The 18,732-nt window shown below is 54.7% G+C and carries 12 protein-coding genes, 1 pseudogene and 1 CRISPR repeat array; of the genes and pseudogenes, 4 read left to right on the top strand and 9 right to left on the bottom strand.

The window, feature by feature from the left end; translation table 11 throughout:
- Positions 1 to 19: 19 nt before the first annotated feature.
- The 3 genes from cas3f to AC07VG_RS11710 form a co-directional block, all read right to left on the bottom strand.
- Complete coding sequence (cas3f, locus tag AC07VG_RS11720) at positions 20 to 3,421, bottom strand: type I-F CRISPR-associated helicase Cas3f (RefSeq protein WP_495021136.1); 3,402 nt, start codon at positions 3,419 to 3,421, stop codon at positions 20 to 22.
- Positions 3,418 to 4,395, bottom strand: a complete 978-nt coding sequence (gene cas1f, locus AC07VG_RS11715; protein ID WP_495021135.1) for a type I-F CRISPR-associated endonuclease Cas1f — start codon at positions 4,393 to 4,395, stop codon at positions 3,418 to 3,420. Before cas1f ends, cas3f begins: the two co-directional genes overlap by 4 nt.
- 207 nt (positions 4,396 to 4,602) lie before the next feature.
- A CRISPR array of direct repeats spans positions 4,603 to 6,490; the repeat unit is 28 nt; unit sequence TTTCTGAGCTGCCTACACGGCAGTGAAC.
- Between the two features lie 241 nt (positions 6,491 to 6,731).
- A complete protein-coding gene (locus AC07VG_RS11710) occupies positions 6,732 to 7,091 on the bottom strand; it encodes a DUF7677 family protein (RefSeq protein WP_495021134.1) in 360 nt (119 codons plus the stop codon).
- A gap of 352 nt (positions 7,092 to 7,443) precedes the next feature.
- Between AC07VG_RS11710 and AC07VG_RS11705 the strand changes: the two genes are divergently transcribed.
- Positions 7,444 to 7,935: a GNAT family N-acetyltransferase gene (locus AC07VG_RS11705; protein ID WP_495021133.1), complete on the top strand. Its 492-nt coding sequence runs from the start codon at positions 7,444 to 7,446 to the stop codon at positions 7,933 to 7,935.
- A gap of 114 nt (positions 7,936 to 8,049) precedes the next feature.
- Here AC07VG_RS11705 and AC07VG_RS11700 read toward each other — a convergent pair whose 3' ends face one another.
- The 3 genes from AC07VG_RS11700 to AC07VG_RS11690 form a co-directional block, all read right to left on the bottom strand.
- On the bottom strand, positions 8,050 to 8,259 hold the full coding sequence (locus AC07VG_RS11700; RefSeq protein WP_495004548.1) for a hypothetical protein: 210 nt from the start codon (positions 8,257 to 8,259) through the stop codon (positions 8,050 to 8,052).
- Between the two features lie 448 nt (positions 8,260 to 8,707).
- Positions 8,708 to 9,193, bottom strand: coding sequence for a hypothetical protein (locus AC07VG_RS11695; RefSeq protein WP_495021132.1), 486 nt, complete (start codon positions 9,191 to 9,193; stop codon positions 8,708 to 8,710).
- Between the two features lie 314 nt (positions 9,194 to 9,507).
- The gene (locus AC07VG_RS11690; RefSeq protein ID WP_495021131.1) at positions 9,508 to 10,869 is read right to left on the bottom strand and encodes a transposase; all 1,362 of its coding nucleotides are present in this window, start codon (positions 10,867 to 10,869) and stop codon (positions 9,508 to 9,510) included.
- Between the two features lie 316 nt (positions 10,870 to 11,185).
- Between AC07VG_RS11690 and AC07VG_RS11685 the strand changes: the two genes are divergently transcribed.
- Positions 11,186 to 11,551, top strand: a complete 366-nt coding sequence (locus AC07VG_RS11685; RefSeq protein ID WP_495021130.1) for a tyrosine-type recombinase/integrase — start codon at positions 11,186 to 11,188, stop codon at positions 11,549 to 11,551.
- Between the two features lie 137 nt (positions 11,552 to 11,688).
- On the opposite strand, the gene AC07VG_RS11680 is transcribed toward AC07VG_RS11685, so the two are convergent.
- A complete protein-coding gene (locus tag AC07VG_RS11680; RefSeq protein ID WP_495021129.1) occupies positions 11,689 to 13,083 on the bottom strand; it encodes a hypothetical protein in 1,395 nt (464 codons plus the stop codon).
- A 685-nt stretch (positions 13,084 to 13,768) separates the two neighbouring features.
- On the opposite strand from AC07VG_RS11680, the pseudogene AC07VG_RS11675 reads away from it, so the two are divergent.
- Positions 13,769 to 14,927, top strand: a pseudogene (locus AC07VG_RS11675) (IS30 family transposase).
- Positions 14,928 to 15,155: 228 nt separating this feature from the next.
- On the opposite strand, the gene AC07VG_RS11670 reads toward AC07VG_RS11675, so the two are convergent.
- Positions 15,156 to 16,082 carry a hypothetical protein gene (locus tag AC07VG_RS11670; RefSeq protein ID WP_495021128.1) on the bottom strand — a complete coding sequence of 309 codons (927 nt, stop codon included), beginning with the start codon at positions 16,080 to 16,082 and terminating at the stop codon, positions 15,156 to 15,158.
- Positions 16,079 to 17,170, bottom strand: a complete 1,092-nt coding sequence (locus AC07VG_RS11665) for an AAA family ATPase (protein ID WP_495021127.1) — start codon at positions 17,168 to 17,170, stop codon at positions 16,079 to 16,081. The genes AC07VG_RS11670 and AC07VG_RS11665 overlap by 4 nt, the downstream gene beginning before the upstream one ends.
- Positions 17,171 to 18,016: 846 nt before the next feature.
- On the opposite strand from AC07VG_RS11665, the gene AC07VG_RS11660 reads away from it, so the two are divergent.
- The gene (locus AC07VG_RS11660) at positions 18,017 to 18,310 is read left to right on the top strand and encodes a hypothetical protein (RefSeq protein ID WP_495021126.1); all 294 of its coding nucleotides are present in this window, start codon (positions 18,017 to 18,019) and stop codon (positions 18,308 to 18,310) included.
- The last annotated feature ends 422 nt before the right edge of the window (positions 18,311 to 18,732 follow it).

Genomic DNA, 18,732 nt, shown 5'->3' with positions numbered 1-18,732 from the left:
GGGGCAGATTTCTGCCCCGTTATTTTTTTTGCGAAAACCCCAGCACCGGGTGAAACCGCCACCCGCGGACGTTCTCGTACACGCTGACGACCGTGAATTTCTCGGCGCAAGTCTTCAGGGACAAGTTCTGTGCTTCGGCCTGTTCGTTCAGCAAGGTCATCAAATCGTGCTGCCCCCAGGGCTTGATACCCGGGCCGAGTTGGCTGTCGAGGTCGATATGCGTCAGCTCCCCCTGAGCCAGCGTGTAGACAGCCGGTGCAGCTCGCGTGGCCTCTTCATGAATGCGGTGCAGCACCAACTGCTCCTCATCGTCATCAGGCAGGAACACCAGTTCAACTTCCTCGGCGCTGTTGGCGCGAAACGGTTGCTGCTGGGGCAAGATCCAGGTCAGTGCCGCCTGTGGAAACTGCCAGGCACAGGCCGCGTCCAGTCGCAGGTCCAGCGGCTTGGCCATTCGAGACTCGGGCTGAAGACCGTCTCGCACTTTGGGCAGCATTTCGGCGGCAAGTCGCGCATGTTCCAAGTCGACCAGACTCTTCTTAGCCACCCAGTCCTGTTGCGGGCGGGGCTGGATGCGAGGTCGGGCCGTCAGGGTCTGGTACTCGTCCTCGTTCAGCAACACACCGAGACGATGACTGCTCAGCCGGAATGGATCGCTAAGGTTACCCGCGGCCTTTTCAAAGCCCGGCTTGATGAACGCCGCGGCTCTCTGGCCCTGCTTATCAAACGGCTTTTCAAAGTGCCGCAGGTTGGTGTCGAAGATAAAGATGTTCGGCGACTGGCAGACCTTATTGCGATGCCGTTGCACCCTTCCCGCCAGTTGGATCAGCGAACGCATGGATGAGGGCTCGACGATGGCCCAGTCATAGTCGTGATCACGACCCACTTCGGTCACTGGAGAACCCAGCACGACGAACAGGTGGTTGGCCTCAGGGTGTTCGTCGATAGCTCGGCGAATCTCCGGCAGTTCATAGACGGCCTCGGCTGTGCGGCGATTCAGGGCCTGATCCAGTTGGGCCTCAATGGCGGAACGAATCAGCAGCGGAAAACGCGAGTGATAGACACACAGATGGATGCGATGGTCGCCGTCGACGCCGGCCTGGAACAACGCCTGGGCCACCTCAAACAGGGGCTCGATATTGGCCATGCGCACCAACCCGAAACTGATGCGTTTGCCACTCTTGGGGCAGCTCTCGCCGTGTCTTGCATGAGCAGTCAGCATGGCCGCTTGCACCTGAGCTGCAAACTCACCTCGAATGGCTTTGTTGTCCTTGCCTGTGATGTTCAGGGGCAGCAGTTCACCGCAGCGGCGTGCCGGCTGCTGGTCGAGTGCCTTTACCCGCGCCTGGACGAACTGGCCGTGTTGCTCGGTGAAGTGCGAGGCGTCCTGACAGGTCGCCACCTGGGTTGTGAACTCATCCACCCACAGACAAGCGATGTCGGGTGCCGCGTCCTGCGCACCCGGGACACCACGATTACGTTGGAAGTGGGCACGCCCTGCCCGATACGCCTGGAACATACCGTCCAATAGCGCCGGGGGCAGCGTTGCCGACGACAGCAACACCCGTGTGCCGAGCAAGCCGGCCCAATGCACCAGGCGAGTCAACGCAGGCAGGTCGTCCAGGTCGAAATCGTCCAACTCATCCAGCACCAAGTCACTACTGAGCAGGCGCAGCATGGGTGCAATTTGCCGTCCGGCACGTTGTGCTTCGGTCGCCGGCACCAGGTGATCAATGGTGCAAACCAACATCGGTGCGGCCAGCAGCGAGCGGATATCGGGGTTATCCATGGCCTTGGCGAGCAGGCCATGATCGGCCATCTGGCCCTCATAGAGCACATGACTGTCCTCGTCGATCAACGCTTGTGTCGAGGCAGAGCCTGTGGCCTCAGCCTTGGACTGAAAGAACTCAAAAAGCTTCCGGCTGGCAGCGCCACCGACGCGTATGGCCAGTTCGTCTTCCTTCAGATGCAGATCCTGGCGGTAGCTCTTGCCGGTTTGCTGAGTCAGGGTGCGCAGGCCCAGGGCAAATGTGCAGCGCATGCCGTGCTGCGGGTTGGCCAAGGCATACATGATACGAGCATTGGCCAAGGTCTTGCCGCAGCCGGTCGAGGCCATATTGACGATAAAGGCGCCCTGCTCCCGAGCAGCCTCGCGCAGGCCAACGGCGGCGTCGGCAGCCTTGTCCTGCCAACGAAAACGCTCGGAGTCGCTGCGTTTGCGTAGGCCACGATGACGCGCAAGGCGTGGCAGGTGTCGTTCAAAATCTGGCAAGCCGTGAACGATAGTCGCAGTGAAGCGCGCCACACCGAGCAGGTGTTCGTCCAGTGTCTGTTTGAGGCTTCCGTCTTTGTCGGTATTGGCATAGATCCGGTAACCAGGGTCTCCGAGGACGCGCTGTTCAGACTTTTTCGGCAAGGCCGAGTAATGGTGATCAGCTAACATCAGACTCATACGAGCCAGGTGCATGACATAGGGGTTGGATAACCAATCGCCCTTCCCCGTTTTTCCGCATAAGGCGAGTAAGTGCTTCGCTACTTTCGCGGCCTGGGCACGCCATTTGGGCAGCGTAACCGGCAAGGCATCAGCGACCTGCCAATAGGGACCGATCTCGGCATCAGTGGCTGGACGCTTGATCTCATTCCAGTCATGGGTGACGCCCTCGAGCAGGTTGCCAAGCCTCTCTGGGTTGAACTTGTCGGAGCGCCTCCCCAGCGGCAACTGACGATCGTCAAGGTCATGCACGGGCAAGACTGGCAAGCGATGATGGGTAACCACCAACCAGGCAATAGCAGCCGCCAGCGGAGGTAAATGACGAAAAGGCGGCGTTACCTGAGCATCAAGGCCGTCGCGGACATAACGGTCATTGGCCAACCAGGTGGCATCGTCCTGCTCGCTCGGCTGGGCAAGGCGCTGGAGCCAAACCTCGTCGGCATCCTGACCGACAAAAGCGAGAAACAAACGCAGGGAAACCCATTCATGGCGGTAGAGATTCTTCTCTACCACACGTTGGCGCAAGCGGGTCTGGAACGCCACGCTGGCCTTGCCCAAGTCGTGCAGCAAGGCAGCCATTTGGGCCAACAGCCGGATGTCTTCGGCTGTGTGCCAATCGTTTTCATCGTCCTTGCGCAGCACGTTGCGTCGGGTGGTGTTGGTGGGTACCGCGCCTTGCTCATTGAAGCGGCTGGCGTCACCCACAACCCAAAGCAACTCGCTGTGATCGAGCCCTCGGATCCAGTGGCACGCCACGGCGGTATTGCGCCGGGCCGTCTTTTTAAGCAACTGCCGCAAGGTGTCCAGGCCCGCTTGAGTTATGGGGGTTTGCCAAGTGCGTTCGCCGCGGCGTTCGGCGAACTGATCCAGGATGCGTCGGGTTTCGACCAAAGCTCGTTTATCGCACTGGCAAATCAACAGGATATTCAAGCGAGGGGTGTCCCCAGTTGCTCAGCAACATCCTTAAGGCTGTCGATCATGAAATCCAGCGCTTCGCTGCGGGTCAGGTTTTCGATACAGGCTTGGCGGAAGGCCTGTTCATCATCCCCGTTCATGGCACTGATAAAGGCCTGCGGCAAGATCAGGCCATCCTTCACCAGGTCAGCCACATCGAAGACCAGGCCACCGCGTCGCGTCTTACCGTGCAAAACCGCCAGACCATGCGGTAGACCTAACACCCAGGTCGCCGTGGCGGCCAGGCCATAGGCGAGGTAGTTACCATGATCGAGAAAGCGATTCGCCGGATCTCCACCGCTGCCGCGCTTGGCCCGCGTGAAGTCGCCATAGTTAATGGCGTCGGAAGCCAGCTTGAACAGGCGTTTGGTCAATCGCGCCTCTTCGGTCAGCAGATAGGTATGATCAGGTGCAGCGTTCAAGGTCGCCAAGGATTGCGTCAACGCGCTGGTCAGTGCCGCCGGTTCGACCTGAAAACCGGCTTTGCTGAAGGCTGGGTGATTGCTCCAGTGCCGCTGAATGAATTGCAAACGCAGCCGTTGAAACGCCTTGGCCGCCTCAAGACGACGCACCTCATCGAACCAGAATGAGACCCAGCGTTGCAGGTACTCGGTGGGACGGTATTCACTTTGCGGCGAGAACCAGGCCACCTCGATATCGATCTCGTTCGCACTGAACAATGGTGTGCCCCCACCCCCGCAAAAACCAACCAGAACACCGGCCCTGGCCAACTCACGCATCGCAGCCTGAGTCACCGACGTTCCGGTACCCAGCAACACGGTCGTGGTGTTAGCAATCGGGATATTCCAGTAAAGCGACTGCTTGCCCGCGTCGGTCACATACTCGACCCGACCTCCATTAACCAGCACCCGGCAATGCTGCAGGTAGTAGATATTGGCGCGTTTGGAATGAAGGATCGTCTTGAGATCAGAGGAGCGGATTTCTTCCATGGGCCTGCGACCGATTACGTCAGTTTAATCGTTGAGAACGGTTATAACTGAAAGGGTGGCAATGTGCCAACCGATGCCGTGGTAACCAAATACTTCCTGGTCTTACTTCAGACCCTCGCTTACGAGCAATGAGGGATTTGAGTACCACAGAACTGCTGCCTATACGGCAGTGAACACAGGCACACCAGCACCGACCGGGTTACCATTTTTCTGAGCTGCCTGTACGGCAGTGAACGTGTCGGATGTTCGTGCGATTCATGGTCATATTTTCTGAGCTGCCTACACGGCAGTGAACCCATGCGTGATTCAGTTCGCCGATTGCTGGCATTTCTGAGCTGCCTACACGGCAGTGAACCTGGCCCAATGCTTCAAGCAAGGCGATGTGATTTTCTGAGCTGCCTACACGGCAGTGAACCGGCTTGACCACTTTCTCAGTGGCTTCATATTTTTCTGAGCTGCCTACACGGCAGTGAACTGCAATCTATCTGTATTTGTTTCAACCCTTCTTTTCTGAGCTGCCTACACGGCAGTGAACGGTATGTCGCTCCAGCAGCGCAAAACCTTCATTTTCTGAGCTGCCTACACGGCAGTGAACGACGGCAAAACCGGCGCGCTCTTGCAACTCCTTTTCTGAGCTGCCTACACGGCAGTGAACAGCCCATCTTGCATTGGATTGCCGATTCGAGGTTTCTGAGCTGCCTACACGGCAGTGAACATCAGGCCGCCGACCGGCTCCCAGTAATCCCATTTCTGAGCTGCCTACACGGCAGTGAACTTTTCTGCTTGTGCCTCTTGCACGTAGTGAGTTTTCTGAGCTGCCTACACGGCAGTGAACTTGGCGTCCTTCAGACTGCTGGTGGCGGTAGTTTTCTGAGCTGCCTACACGGCAGTGAACCTGGCACAACCGCAGTACGCGGCGCTGTCGGCTTTCTGAGCTGCCTACACGGCAGTGAACCTGCCGCGGCATTCGCCAGGAATGTCCCGGAATTTCTGAGCTGCCTACACGGCAGTGAACTTGGCGCCCCGCAGATCGGCGCCCCGCAGATCTTTCTGAGCTGCCTACACGGCAGTGAACTCCAGCGACAGGCAGACAAAGCTCAGCTCGGCTTTCTGAGCTGCCTACACGGCAGTGAACTCGGCTAGTTCGGTCGCGGCGTTCTGTGCGGTTTTCTGAGCTGCCTACACGGCAGTGAACGTACGCAGTGAGCAATTCTGCCGCGCGCTCCTTTTCTGAGCTGCCTACACGGCAGTGAACCCGAGGCGTTCGGCGATCAGCACTTCCAGTTGTTTCTGAGCTGCCTACACGGCAGTGAACATCCGGGGTTGCAATTTCGGCGGCAACAAGATTTTCTGAGCTGCCTACACGGCAGTGAACCCGTGGATTGCGAAACTTCCAGGCCTTGTGCATTTCTGAGCTGCCTACACGGCAGTGAACGTGGGCTCTATCCCACAGCCCAGGGTTCAGGCTTTCTGAGCTGCCTACACGGCAGTGAACGAAAGTGTTGTACATCGAGGCATTGTTACCGCTTTCTGAGCTGCCTACACGGCAGTGAACTACGCACTGACCGACAAGCTGGTCGAGCTCCATTTCTGAGCTGCCTACACGGCAGTGAACCTGGGCCTGCATGCGCTCATGCATTTCCATCATTTCTGAGCTGCCTACACGGCAGTGAACAGCTCGAAACCATCAGGCGCCGAGTCGTTCCATTTCTGAGCTGCCTACACGGCAGTGAACATCGAGCATGAGCGCTTGAGCGCACTGTGGAATTTCTGAGCTGCCTACACGGCAGTGAACGCGTGCCACACGACTGCTTGGTTCTTGTCGCCTTTCTGAGCTGCCTACACGGCAGTGAACTGCCGCAACACAAGCGCCTGACCGCGCAGCCGTTTCTGAGCTGCCTACACGGCAGTGAACAATCCCCGCCAGAACCAGAAAGATTCCGTAGATTTCTGAGCTGCCTACACGGCAGTGAACTATGATGCCGTGTCGTTATATCGCACGGTCATTTTCTGAGCTGCCTACACGGCAGTGAACGTGGCGACCAGCGTGCTGCTGTCACCGCCATTTTTCTGAGCTGCCTACACGGCAGTGAACTAGAGCATTTCGTTGATAACTCTCTGTCTGAAAAGACAAATCAGCTCCGACTTCATCCTAACCCTTTTTCAATGCCACTTCGTAACCCCTTGATTTTACATAGGGCCGCCTCTCACCGAAAAAAGAGGGTCAGGACCATGACGCAAAATGCGAAATTATTTTCTGAGACTGTTCAAGTCGAATGGTGGACGAGTCAATGCAATCCCCAAGATGCGTAAGAGGTTTCTGCAGCCCGAATGACCTAGGCAGCGCCAGGCGGCCATGGCTTTGGATCGAACCTGTCAGGCGGACCATAGAGTTCCTGTTCCCATGCTTCGAACGCAGGCGAGGCTTGGTAGGAGGGATCACAGTATTCGCGAATGTATTGCGCGGCTCGAAATTCTGCGTACTTAGCGTTTGTCGGAGCCCCGCGTTCGTCAAGTTCGAGCACATTGACAAAAATTGCGTAAGCGGTCTCAAGCATGCTCGGCTCCTCCGTCATGCATACCCGGTAGTCAACACCCTCAAGTAGCGGAAGCCCTACTGTGCCGTTCGCGATCCAGAAGCTGAATGTTCTCAGCGCGCCGGAAAACTGCGGACTCAATCTCTTTGGGTAAAGCATGCTGGTTGTTGCTCCAAATCAGCTCAATCTGCATTCTCGGGTTTCACCGTCTGGCAGACAAGCCTCTAGGCCATTTATTGATATCTGAGATGGCGCACCGATCACCACAGACAGCAATCGGCCAGAAGTGGTCAAAAACAATCGTCCAACAATGTCGTCCCGGTCATCAGCTTCGGAGTGCTTAGCTGCACTCTAGGGTGTATATGCCATGACCAGCGTTGAAGTCGTAGCGTATCCGTTGAAAAGCGAATGCGTGCGCCGCGGTCGCTGTATGGCGCGCTTTTATTCAATCTGTGTCTAACATTCTGCTCTTGATCGCCCTAGCATCGGCTGCTCCGTCCAGGTGCATACGATGAAAGAGATTCCCGGCAACATCGATTTTTCAGGCTTGACGGCCCGACGGCTAGGGCCAAATGACCGTGAGATCATTTGTGTGCACCGTGAAACGATGTTCCTTGAGGCGGGAGGAGACCCCTCTAAGTTGCGTGTGATGACTGAACACTTCCGGCCCTGGTTGCACCAGCGTCTATTCGATGGCCGCTACTACGGTTTTGCGCTGATGGACACAGGGAAGCCTGTGGCGGCGATAGGTATGATGAATATCGACTGGCCACCTCATCCGTCCCATCCGACCTTAGACCAGCGCGGCTATGTGCTAAACGTTTTCGTCGAACCCGCATACCGGCGCCGGGGCTTGGCTACAACCCTGATGAAGTTGGCTGAAGCCGAGTTTGCCCAACGCGGAATAAGTTTTGCTGTATTACACGCGACCAAGGCCGGCAAACCGGTGTATGAAGGACTGGGCTGGGCGGCTACCTCTGAGATGGCGAAAGCCGTTTCGTGATTTGACTGCCTATCTCAGGAGCCTGGTCGCCGCTTCCAGCCGTTGATGAAAGGCTGCTTCGGGTCGAAAGCGACATGAGGACGTGGCTGCGCGAAAATTCGAACCACGCATGACTCACGTAGTTTTGACAACGCCCGCCAGACACTCGCCGATCATCGCTGACGACTCATCCAGCACCCGGAGTGAATCGCGCGCGTTCAGCGCTGCCTGGCGTCCACCATTAGCCTCAACCCAAAGCGCCAATTCCTCAACTGCCGCCCCAAGTGCAAGTTGAGCTTGCACCTGGGCGACCATCATTTTTTGCAGCATTTCGATCTGGACCATGAGTGCGCATCTCCTTGATAGCCGAAGCGTAGCAGTGCCTTTCCATGGTGGGGTTTACACCCGATACCGCTCTGCAATCAGCTTTTCAAGCGGCCTTGGCTGCATGTTCCTCTCTCACTTTTGACGACTGCGATATCTCCAGGCGCAGCGTCACGAGCATTCATCCAATCAAAATACACGGCCATCGTAGGATCAACGTGGATCACGTCTTATGAGATCGCCTTTGGAAGGTGCCATGGGTGTCTTTATTGCCTCACGGATACGGTATTCAAAGCCTGCCTTGGACCTCGCTCAAGTGGCTGCTTTCGCCACAAAAATGATGTATTGGCACCGCAACTACCACCCGCCACTGGCAGCCATTCACCAGTAGCGTGAGTGGTCCACTCTGCGCGGGCCAGAATCAGGACAGCCAAATAGAAAGAATGGAGTGTACAGACCCCGCTATGCGTCAATCATCGCATCTGAAATCCCGTGGCCCCAAACGCTGGATATTGAGCCAGAACGAATCCGCCGGCTCATACTGCGCCAGACTAATAGCGTGCTCCTCCCCCCTCTCATCCGCTTCGGTCACCAGGCGATTCCAATCGAACTCTGGACTCTTTGAAACGCCATAGGACGGATGAGGGCTGTCGAGGCAGAAACGAATCGAGAATACGCACAGCGGCGAACCCTGTTGGGCATTGCGCTCATAGAGCCGCCAGAAATCAGGCACCCGCGTTTTGCAGCGCTGCTCGGCAAAAGCCAACGCCTCAGGTAGATCATCCCAAACGGCCTGAACGATCCGTTGAGCAGCGACAAGGCGCTCATGCGGCAGCTCACCTTTGCGGTGCTCAACGTAAATCAGCAATCGCCCGAACTGATACTCGCATTGCCATATGCCAGAGCGAGTTTCCCAGTGCCCCAGCATGGATTCGGTGAATAGGTTGATGTTCATATCTAGCCTGGAGAGCCTGTGATGAGAGGCTCGCAGGTTATAGCTTCGTGCCTCGAAAATGAACCGCCCAACACACGATCATTGACTCGAACTCACCTGTGATCACAGGCAACCGTGGGCCGATTTCGATCAGTCGTAACGGGCAGAAACCGGCCGATTCTGTTGAAAAAGTCGATTTTTCATGAAGCGTGACGCTGAGCTTGGCATCATCAAAAAACCTATTCACCACGGTTAAGTGGTGTTTCGGTACTTCGTTGACCGTTGCTGCTTTGTCAGTGGGTTAATTTGAGGGTTTTTGCTTGAAACAGGCGTACCTATCCTGTGGCGGGCGGCCCTTGAGATGTAAGTTTGGCCAGTCGGCGCAGATTCTGTACGGCAGCCGCTAACGTGAATTCGTCGGTAGCGCCACTCATCCCTCGTAGTCGCAAGCGATCCAGTTTCAAGATGCGCTTGAGGTGGGCGAACAACATTTCTACCTTCTTACGTTCGTGACGAGAGCGGACATATTCCGGCGTCTTCGCGATTCGCCGAGCCGCTTCATGAACACTGCGGGCGATCTTACGAACCGCAGTGTTCGGGCAGCACTTGGCTTTCATCGGACATGTCGCACAGTCGGTTTGGCTGGATCGGAAGTTGATGGTGTTGGCTTTCGTCACGTGTGAGCGCAGGTTTTTGAAAGCTCGCCATTCGCTACGTAATGCCTTACCAGCAGGACAGCGATACTCCTCAGCGTCTTTGTTCCAGTGGAAGTCGCTGATCGAAAAACTGTCGTCCTTGCGCTCTGCTTTATCCCACACTGGCACATGCGGCTCGATATCTTTCTCTTCCACCATCCATGCCAACATCGGTGCTGTGCCGTAAGCGGTATCGCCGATCAAGCGATACGGTTTGATGTCGAACAACTCTTCGACTCGATCAATCATGATTTTGGTGCTCTCGACCTCGGCCGTTCGATGAGCCGGTGTCGGTTCTACATCCATGATCACGCCATGCTCGACATCAATCAGGTAGTTCGTGGAGTAGGCGAAAAACGCTGGGCCACCCTGTGCCGCCGTCCAACGGGATAAAGGATCAGTCAGCGATAAGCGCTTGGGAAGTGCTTCAGCCAGCGCCTCTTCATCGAGTGCTTCGAGGTACTCACGTACGGCACGCGTACTGAGCGATGGATCGCTCCAGTTGACCTCCTCATCACCAGGTACGCCGCGCTGCCGACTCTCATCTGCCTTGATGATGCTGGCGTCCACGGTAAAGCCCTCGCCCTTGACCAGACCCGCGTCCATGCAACGACGCAGCACCTCATTGAACAGCCGTCGAAACAGATCACTGTCCCTGAAACGGCCGTGTCGATTCTTGGAAAAAGTCGAGTGATTGGGGACTTCATCCTCAAGGCTCAGCCGGCAGAACCAGCGATACGCCAAGTTCAAATGAGCCTCTTCGCATAACCGCCGTTCGGAGCGAATGCCATAGCAATAGCCCACGACCAGCATGCGGATCATCAGCTCAGGATCAATCGAAGGACGCCCAATTGGGCTATAGAAATCGGCGAGATAGTGGCGCAAGTCGCTCAGATCGAGACACCGATCAATGCTACGCAGCAGGTGATTTGTTGGGATGTGGTCTTCAAGGTTGAACGAGTAAAACAGCCGATCCTGCCCACTCGATAACTGTCCCATCATGCTGCGCACTCTCCCGCTGGCCGATGAGCAGATTTTGCCTCAGGCCAAGCAGGAGAGATACTTTTTCAACAGAATCGGCCAGGAGCTGCCGGTGGCTGCGAGTAAAAGCGGACGCTCAACGTCAAGGTGACCGGCACGTTAGACCGCATGCTAGAAGCACCGCAATCCATGCGAGCCAGGTCTGATACCGATGAGTGGAAAGCTCATCTTAAGAGGTCCACCAAGGTCTCCACCTTTGCAAACAATTCGTCGTAGCCGAGGACGGGCCTGTCAGAGATTTCGTGTTTAAGGCATAACATGCACTCAAGGAGTTACTATGCCCCGCAAGACGAAGACCCCACCGCCGGTATTGCCGGTGATTCCATCTGAACTGCTAGAACAGTTCGGCAACGGCCCGATGACGGCCGAGGCTATCAATGCGGCGACGCTGGCCCTGAAGAAGGCCGTGGCACAGGCGGGCATTTGCAAACCTGTTTCGGTGCACACCTTACACCACAGCTTCGCCACGCACTTGTTGCAGTCGGGCACCGACATTCGCACGGTGCAGGAGTTGCTGGGGCACTCGGACGTGAGTACGACGATGATCTATACCCATGTCTTCAAAGTCGCTGCCGCAGGAAACGCTGGCCCATTGGACTCCTTGGTGCTGAACGTCACTGAACTTTCGTTTGTGAGTCACTGACCTTTCGTTTTTTCCGGAATGGGCCTGCCGGCCGGGGCCGCCCAGGGCCGGTGGTATCCCGGGCGTGCTCAGTCTAGCGAGCACCTATCAGGCACGCATCGCTCAACGAACCGGTCGAAATGGGACGCGGCCGAAAATCAGTCGCCAGGCCTCAACTTGAGCTCACCGGGCTGAAAGTGCAGCACGCCTTGTGCGTAATTGCAGATGCCTGCAGCCCTCGTATGGACGGACTTCCAAGGCTGGGTTGCACAGTCCTCAGCATGGTCACGTCGGGTTGACTCTCGACATGCGCTGTAGAACGGGCACTTGTGATTCGGTATATCGGCCGTCGCCTTAAAGCTGCCGTCGAGCTTCAGGTGACGGCCTAGGAAGTCTAACGAAGCGAGCATGGCTAACCGCGCGTCGATCAATCTGTCGTCATTGGCAGCGACGGCGAAGTTGAAAAGATCATCCCTTCCGATCTCATCATCGAACCCGCCCCGCTCTTGGCGGCAACTGCAAATGCCGTGGGTCTCCATAAGGCGGTTCATGATCTGATCGAAGTTGCTGTGCCCGGCCTCTCTGATCTGCTCGACGAAGTCGACCTCGAAGAACGGATTGGTCAACCGCACTTCCAGGTTTTTCTCCATGAAACTGATGGTCTCCTTCACAGCCCTCTCAACGCCCCCTGGAAGGGGGAACATGTCGCGCATCTCCTTCAGCCCAGCCCTCAATGCCGATTCGTTGTTCCTCAGCTGTTGGATGGTCTCGGTAGTCAGCCATGCGATGGCGTCCCTATTTTTCTTCCTGAGCTCGTTGCACGCCGTGAGGAGTTGGATCACAGCGTCGGTCGGGAACGTACTCTGAAGGCTGGCCAACCCGCACAACAAGACAGTCTTGTCGTCAAGATCCGGCGCAATGTGTCGTGCCAGCAAGGTGAGCGTGTGGTAAGGGAAGACTAGTGCAGGTGACGGTGGATGATTAAATCCGCGAACCAGAAAATGACTTTCGAGGAGGTAGGCGACAGACTCAATAATCTCAGTGGGGCCGATCACTTTTTGGTGTTTCACGACATCGCCCTGCTTGTTGGTTTCCTCTAAGGACACATCTAGATGATCCGGCTCGCCGTTGAAATTCCCTGCCGGCTTGCACGAGACGATGCGGCACATGTCCACCGTCAGCTTCTCGTGCAGCGGCTTGTCCGCCCCGCGGCGCGTGCTCATGATGACACCCATGTAGGTGCGTGTCTTCAACTCCTCGGCCGACGAGGTGCCGAAGCTGCCTTGACCCAGCCCTAACTCATCCGTCGTGTGCCGGAAAGCGTTCCACAGGCCGATGAAGCTCGAATACGCGGACAAGCCGTGAACTGTCGACACGTTGTGGAGGTAGTGAATCCACTCGTGGAAGAAGTAGCTCATCTGCACTGCGGTCTGGAAGTTCCCGCGTTCACCGTCGCGGGGCAAGATCAGCATCGACGGGCCGAAGGTAATCATCTGCCTTTCTGGAGAGTACGAAGCGATCACCGCTTCCAGGTCCGTGGTGTAGTCGGCCATTTGTGCGACCCTTTCTGATGTGGCTAGGTTCTGCCCTCCCACCAATAGGATGGCAATGTTGCTTGCTAGCGTACTCGATGTCATTCCGCGTCGCTTTCGTTCGTGCGTCACTGGCCTTTCGTTCTTTCTGGATGGGCCTGCCGGCCGGGACCTCCCATGGCGGCCCGCAGGAGCGCCGCTGCGCGGTTTTTCTGGAGGATGGAGGGGCCGGGGAGTCCCTTGCGGATCCAGAGCCTGCAGACGGGCCGGCGCCATGCCTGGCCTGTGGAGGCTGGTGGCAGCACCAGGTACTACCCCGGGTGGACAGGCCTACGGCCATGCCGGTGCCGAGCTGGCGGCCCAGGGCGGTGGGCATCTCGGGCCTGGCCAAGCTGGTGTGCATCACTGGCACTGCAATGCAGAATTGCGTCACGAACGAAAGTTCATTGACGCAATATCGGAAAAAACGAAAGATCAGTGACGCTCCCGACGAAACTGCAATGACGCACAGGACGGGCGTCGCCACCGAATCAATGGGTTGCGGTTGGGCAAAACGAAAGTCCAGCGACCTTCCGCACTCAGCCTTGCACTTGCGGCCTGGCTGAATGACGGCTTTGGGGCTTCTAGCTGAATGGCGGCTCAGGGTTGTGGATTCAACCGGTGGACGCAACGGTCTAAAGGTAACCCAGTAAGAGGAGTGTTTCTTATGAAGCAACGGCCTCGGATCTACTACACCAACACGCAGAAGGCCCTGATGTGGGACTGTTGGCGTGCGGGAGACTCCCTCCAAACCATTGCCCGGCTGTTCGATCGCAATCACTCTTCGATCCAGCAGATTTTGGCGGAAACTGGCGGCATTCGACCTGCTCAGCGACGTCGTTCCCGCTTGGCACTCAGCAACTCGGAGCGTGAAGAAATATCGCGGTCGTTGGTTGCTGGTCGTTCCATTCGAAGTATAGCGGGCACGCTTGGACGGGCACCATCTACCATTAGCCGTGAGATCAAGCGAAATGGCGATTTAAAGTCCTACAGGGCCAATATTGCGAATCAGGCTGCGTGGGATCGTGCTTGTCGCCCGAAGCTGTACAAGCTCGCGATGAACCCGTTTATTGCGCAAATCGTCGCCAGCAAGCTGAGATTGCAGTGGTCTCCTGAACAAATAGCGGGTTGGCTGAAGCGCGAATATCCGGACGACATGAGCAATCACGTGTCACACGAAACAATCTATCGAACTCTCTATATTCAGGCCCGCGAGGCTCTCAAGAAGGAGCTTTTGGCGCACCTGAGGCGCTCCCGAGCTATGCGTAGATCGAGGCATCACACGCAAAAAACGGATAATCACGGCAAGATAATCGACACCGTTTCGATCAGTGAGCGTCCCGCGTCGATCGCAGACCGGGCAGTCCCTGGGCATTGGGAAGGTGATCTGCTGTTTGGTAGCAAGAACAGCCAGATCGCAACGCTAGTTGAACGGCAAACGCGCTACGTTATGCTGGTTAAAGTCGCCAGCAAAGACACGGTCTCAGTCGTAGGCGCGCTGATCGAAAATGCGCGTCTGCTCCCTCACGAACTCTATAAAACATTGACTTGGGACAGAGGGAAAGAGATGGCGGCACATGCTCAGTTTACGCTGGCCAGATATCCAGGTGTACTTCTGCGACCCTCAAAACCCTTGGCAACGAGGGACCAATGAGAATACCAATGGCCTCCTGAGACAGTATTTTCCGGAAGGTATCGACATCTCAATCTACTCGCAGGAGCAGCTCAACGATGTAGCCCGGATGCTGAATCAACGTCCACGAAAGACACTAAACTATGAGACGCCAGCTCAGAGATTTAGCCAATGTGTTGCGTCCACCGGTTGAATCCACAACCCAAAGCTGACGGTGGCGACAGGCAAAAATCGACCAGAAGCTACCATTGCCTCAGATGCGACGCCCGCCAAAAGCAGATTGGTGCGGCCCAGCATGAGTGGGTTCGCAAAGAGGTTGGTAGATCTCTAAGAAACCCGGGGCGATTTAAGATGCCCGTACACGGGTTCTCTCTGGCCAGGCTTGTTGGGCGCATCGCGCACCTCATCAACACGTGGATGCTCAGCCTTGAGCATCTGTGTTGCTGTCCGGACTGCTGGGTGGCGGTAAGGCCAACATGGGCTTGGGGTCTGGAGCAGGTAGTCGCATCGACGTTATAAGCTCGTGTAGAAAAGGATCAATCAGACTCAGCGGGTCATAATCCTGTTTCGGCTCTTCGGACGGGGCGGTTAGCATAGTGCCTGAGGTGTTCTTAAGCGTGGCTAGCGTTCCCCCAGGCTTATCGATTTGTGAATCGGGTAGCATTGCAAGTAAAGCCTTAACTACCTCAGGCTGGTTGTTCAACTTCGCCATCAATGCATCCAGCATCAATTTATCTGGAGGTGCTGGCGGAGCTATGCCTTGAGCCTGATCAATAGTGTCGACTTCAAGATTATTTAGTTTGAAAAATTCGTAAGTATATAATGCCTTAGGATCATCATTCAAAAGAGAAAACTGGACAAGCATGGCTGTGCCTTCCTGCTCTTGAAGTCTTAATATAAAATCTTCGTAACGCTCATAATTTGGATGGATAATACGATATGCATCTTTGTCTGCGTGGTGGGCATGGATGGTTTTAGCATCTTTTAATATGGCGACCTTATCCTTCTTTATTTCCATATTGCATCTTTTGCAAGCAACGGATAAATTCGAAATGACATAGGTAAGTGCTTTGCAGTGACTTTTCGGTACGATATGTTCTCGATCTACCATAAAGTTACTGCCACCCCATAAGTTTGTACGACAGTAGCAGCAGAGATTATGCTGTCGATCCAAGTGGAAAGATTTTATTCTTCCCCGAAGAGATTTTATTACCGCTAAAACTGGTTTCATTTCATCCTGCTCTAGCGTCCAAGAGTCCTTGAGAGTGAGTACGTACTCAATCGCATCTTGCTCTTCTTTTGAGAGAAGAAATGTGGAGAGTGCGGGAGTGTGCGCATCGTATATCAATTATTATTTTCCTGGATTTGAAAGGCTAACTTTCGTGCGGCTTCAAACACGTCGTGTTGACGGGGATCAAATGAAGAGCTTTCCGCATTTTTCAGGAAAGATAACGTATCTTCCAACGTCGCTTTGCGTGATGCTAGTTTCCCAAGTACCGACGAAAGTTTCTCGCTCAAGTATCGGCTTTCCGGAGGAACGGTTTCAAATTGCTCCCAGAGCGTTTCCTCAATGTTGATGGCATCAGAGTTACTAAAGCTATCATTTTCGGGATGGTAAAACACGCATCCGATATCGGTGTTAAGTTGCGCACCGGTGACGATCAAGGGCGAGTGAGTGGCGATCGTGACCTCGACTTCATGATACCCCAGCAACCCCAATAACATTGACACATATTCTCGTTGCCATAGAGGGTGCAGGCTGTTCTCCGGCTCGTCAATAAAGACGTGCTTTGCATCTTTAACTTCACTGAGAATGAACATGAATGAGGTTATTAGGCTCAACTGACCGGAACTAGCATGCTGAAGCGGGATGTACATCCTATCTTGGTTGATCAGGCTTATCTCTATCGGGTTAATAATTCTGTTCTTTCTGAGTTCGGATTCCTCATTTAGCAAAACTTCTAACATGGAGAGGTCGGAAACTTTAAAGTCCTCGTCAAATTGTATATGAAACTCTACTGAATGATCTTGGCGAAATATTCCTGATGCGACCTTTAAAATATCCAAGCGGTGGTCTTGCTTGTAAGGGGAAGATAAAGCGGTCAAGTAGCTGCTAGTCGCTGTGACTCGCACGCGGAGGTAGGGCGCGTAGCCACAATAGTTGAGAACTCTTGCCATTTGGTTCAGTCGATGTGAACCTTCCGATAACATTTTTTTGAGTATAGACTTAATTATGGTATTGGGGCGAGATGCGGGGTTTTTGGCAGAAAATCGTTTGGTAAGTTTTAGTCTTTGCGATTTGTCATGGATTGTGTTGCAAACCAAAATTGCACCAGAGGTTTCATTTTTCCGAGCTTGTTCAATCAAATACTGACTTTTTCCTATGCCGTTACGTCCCACTACAAAACAGATCTGCATATGAATACCTTTTGCCATTGCCTTGAGTTATCTGTTAAGCCTAAGTAAAGGTAAGGCGATAGCCCGAATAAGATAACTAATAAAGGTTGAAGCCCCACCATGAAAGCTAAAGTCCAATCTTCGCAAACGTCGGTCTATAACCTCTGGAATAGAATTCGAGACGGCTTTTGACCTGCCTATCTGATACAGAAAGGACTTCCGGACGGAACCCGAAAAAAATGGTGTACTACTTTGCATGTGAGCTTCCTGCAGATTTCAAGTGCTTCCTCGACTAGCCCTATGATGGCCCTTCGCCCTGTTGTAATCAATGCTTCTGATGACTCCTGGCGGACATCCGTGCCTATTGGGGTAAGCAAGGCATCATCGACGGCAGCTGGAAACCTCCGGTTATCAATAAAACCCACTGACGCCAGCATTTCATAGGGTGGCCCGCTAGTGGCCGTCCGATACCCTTGAGCAGTAGAGCGAGGATGGGAATCAAGTAAAGGAATTTCGCCCTGACGGCGCTGGTATCAGATTGAATGGCCGTTTTCAGTCGGGACCTCGTCCTACCCGAATGTCCGCTTCTGGCCGATTGTGTTGAAAAAGTCGATTCGGCCTGGCTACCCGTGCTTTTGAGCGGTGAAAGCACTTTTTTTGCACGCCGCTACGTCAAATCTGAGCCCTGAACCTTCTGCGCAATACCCGGATTTCAATCTCAGACGCGCACTTTTCTGCCGTGGAAACCGAAGCCGACTTTTTCAACACAATCGGTCGATTTCTGCCCTTGGTGACAGGCAGAAATCGGCCAAACCCGGACCTTCACTTTCAAAGGCAGGTGTTCGCTTGTAGTAGAATGCTGCTTTAAACAAAATAAATTTCACCATGGATGTTCAAACGCTCGAACAAAGCAACGTCTTATCGATCACTGTGGACCAGGCCCATCGCTATTTCGAGATGGTTGTCAGTCTAGATGACGAGACTAAATACAAGCTGATGGCATGGAACGACGACGGCGCTGAGCTGACTATCAGACTTGGCGCGCTTCACGTCCAAAACTCCAGCGGGCTCGGAGAGCTTGAAGGGATAAACATTGTTGAAAACGTTCTATTCCTTGAGGGTGATTTTGGAGATATGGCGATTAAAGCCACTACGTTTTTGCTCGAAAAGCTGATGTAATTACCCTGCGCGGGCGGAAACCTTGTGGCGTCACAGTGGCTCTGATTGCCTTCGCATCAAGCCCCAAGACACCTTCATCCTCCCTGGTAGGTCGTAGCCAACAACTCATGCGCTCCCACTACTCCATTCAAATCACACCAGCGGGACCATTGCCCGCCTTCTACAGCATCGCCGAACATCTCTGGGGAACAGGCTGTGATGTTGATTCTGATGGTGACTGCACCGCTTTAGATGATCGCCATTGGACGGAACTGACTTTGTCGCTACGTGGTACCCCAGGAGAACGCCTCGACATTGACCCTCTCTCGATCAGCCCCCTTGCGTTGGTAATCCGCTCATCACGAGTGAACGAGCCCCATGAAAGACAGGACACCGTTCCCCCCTTAAGATAAGGGATAGGCAAACGGGTATGTTTATGACTA

This window comes from Pseudomonas sp. GW821-FHT03C07 (assembly GCF_059420925.1).
Note: the sequence above shows the minus strand (reverse complement) of the source record. Positions and strands in the feature narration are given on the sequence as shown.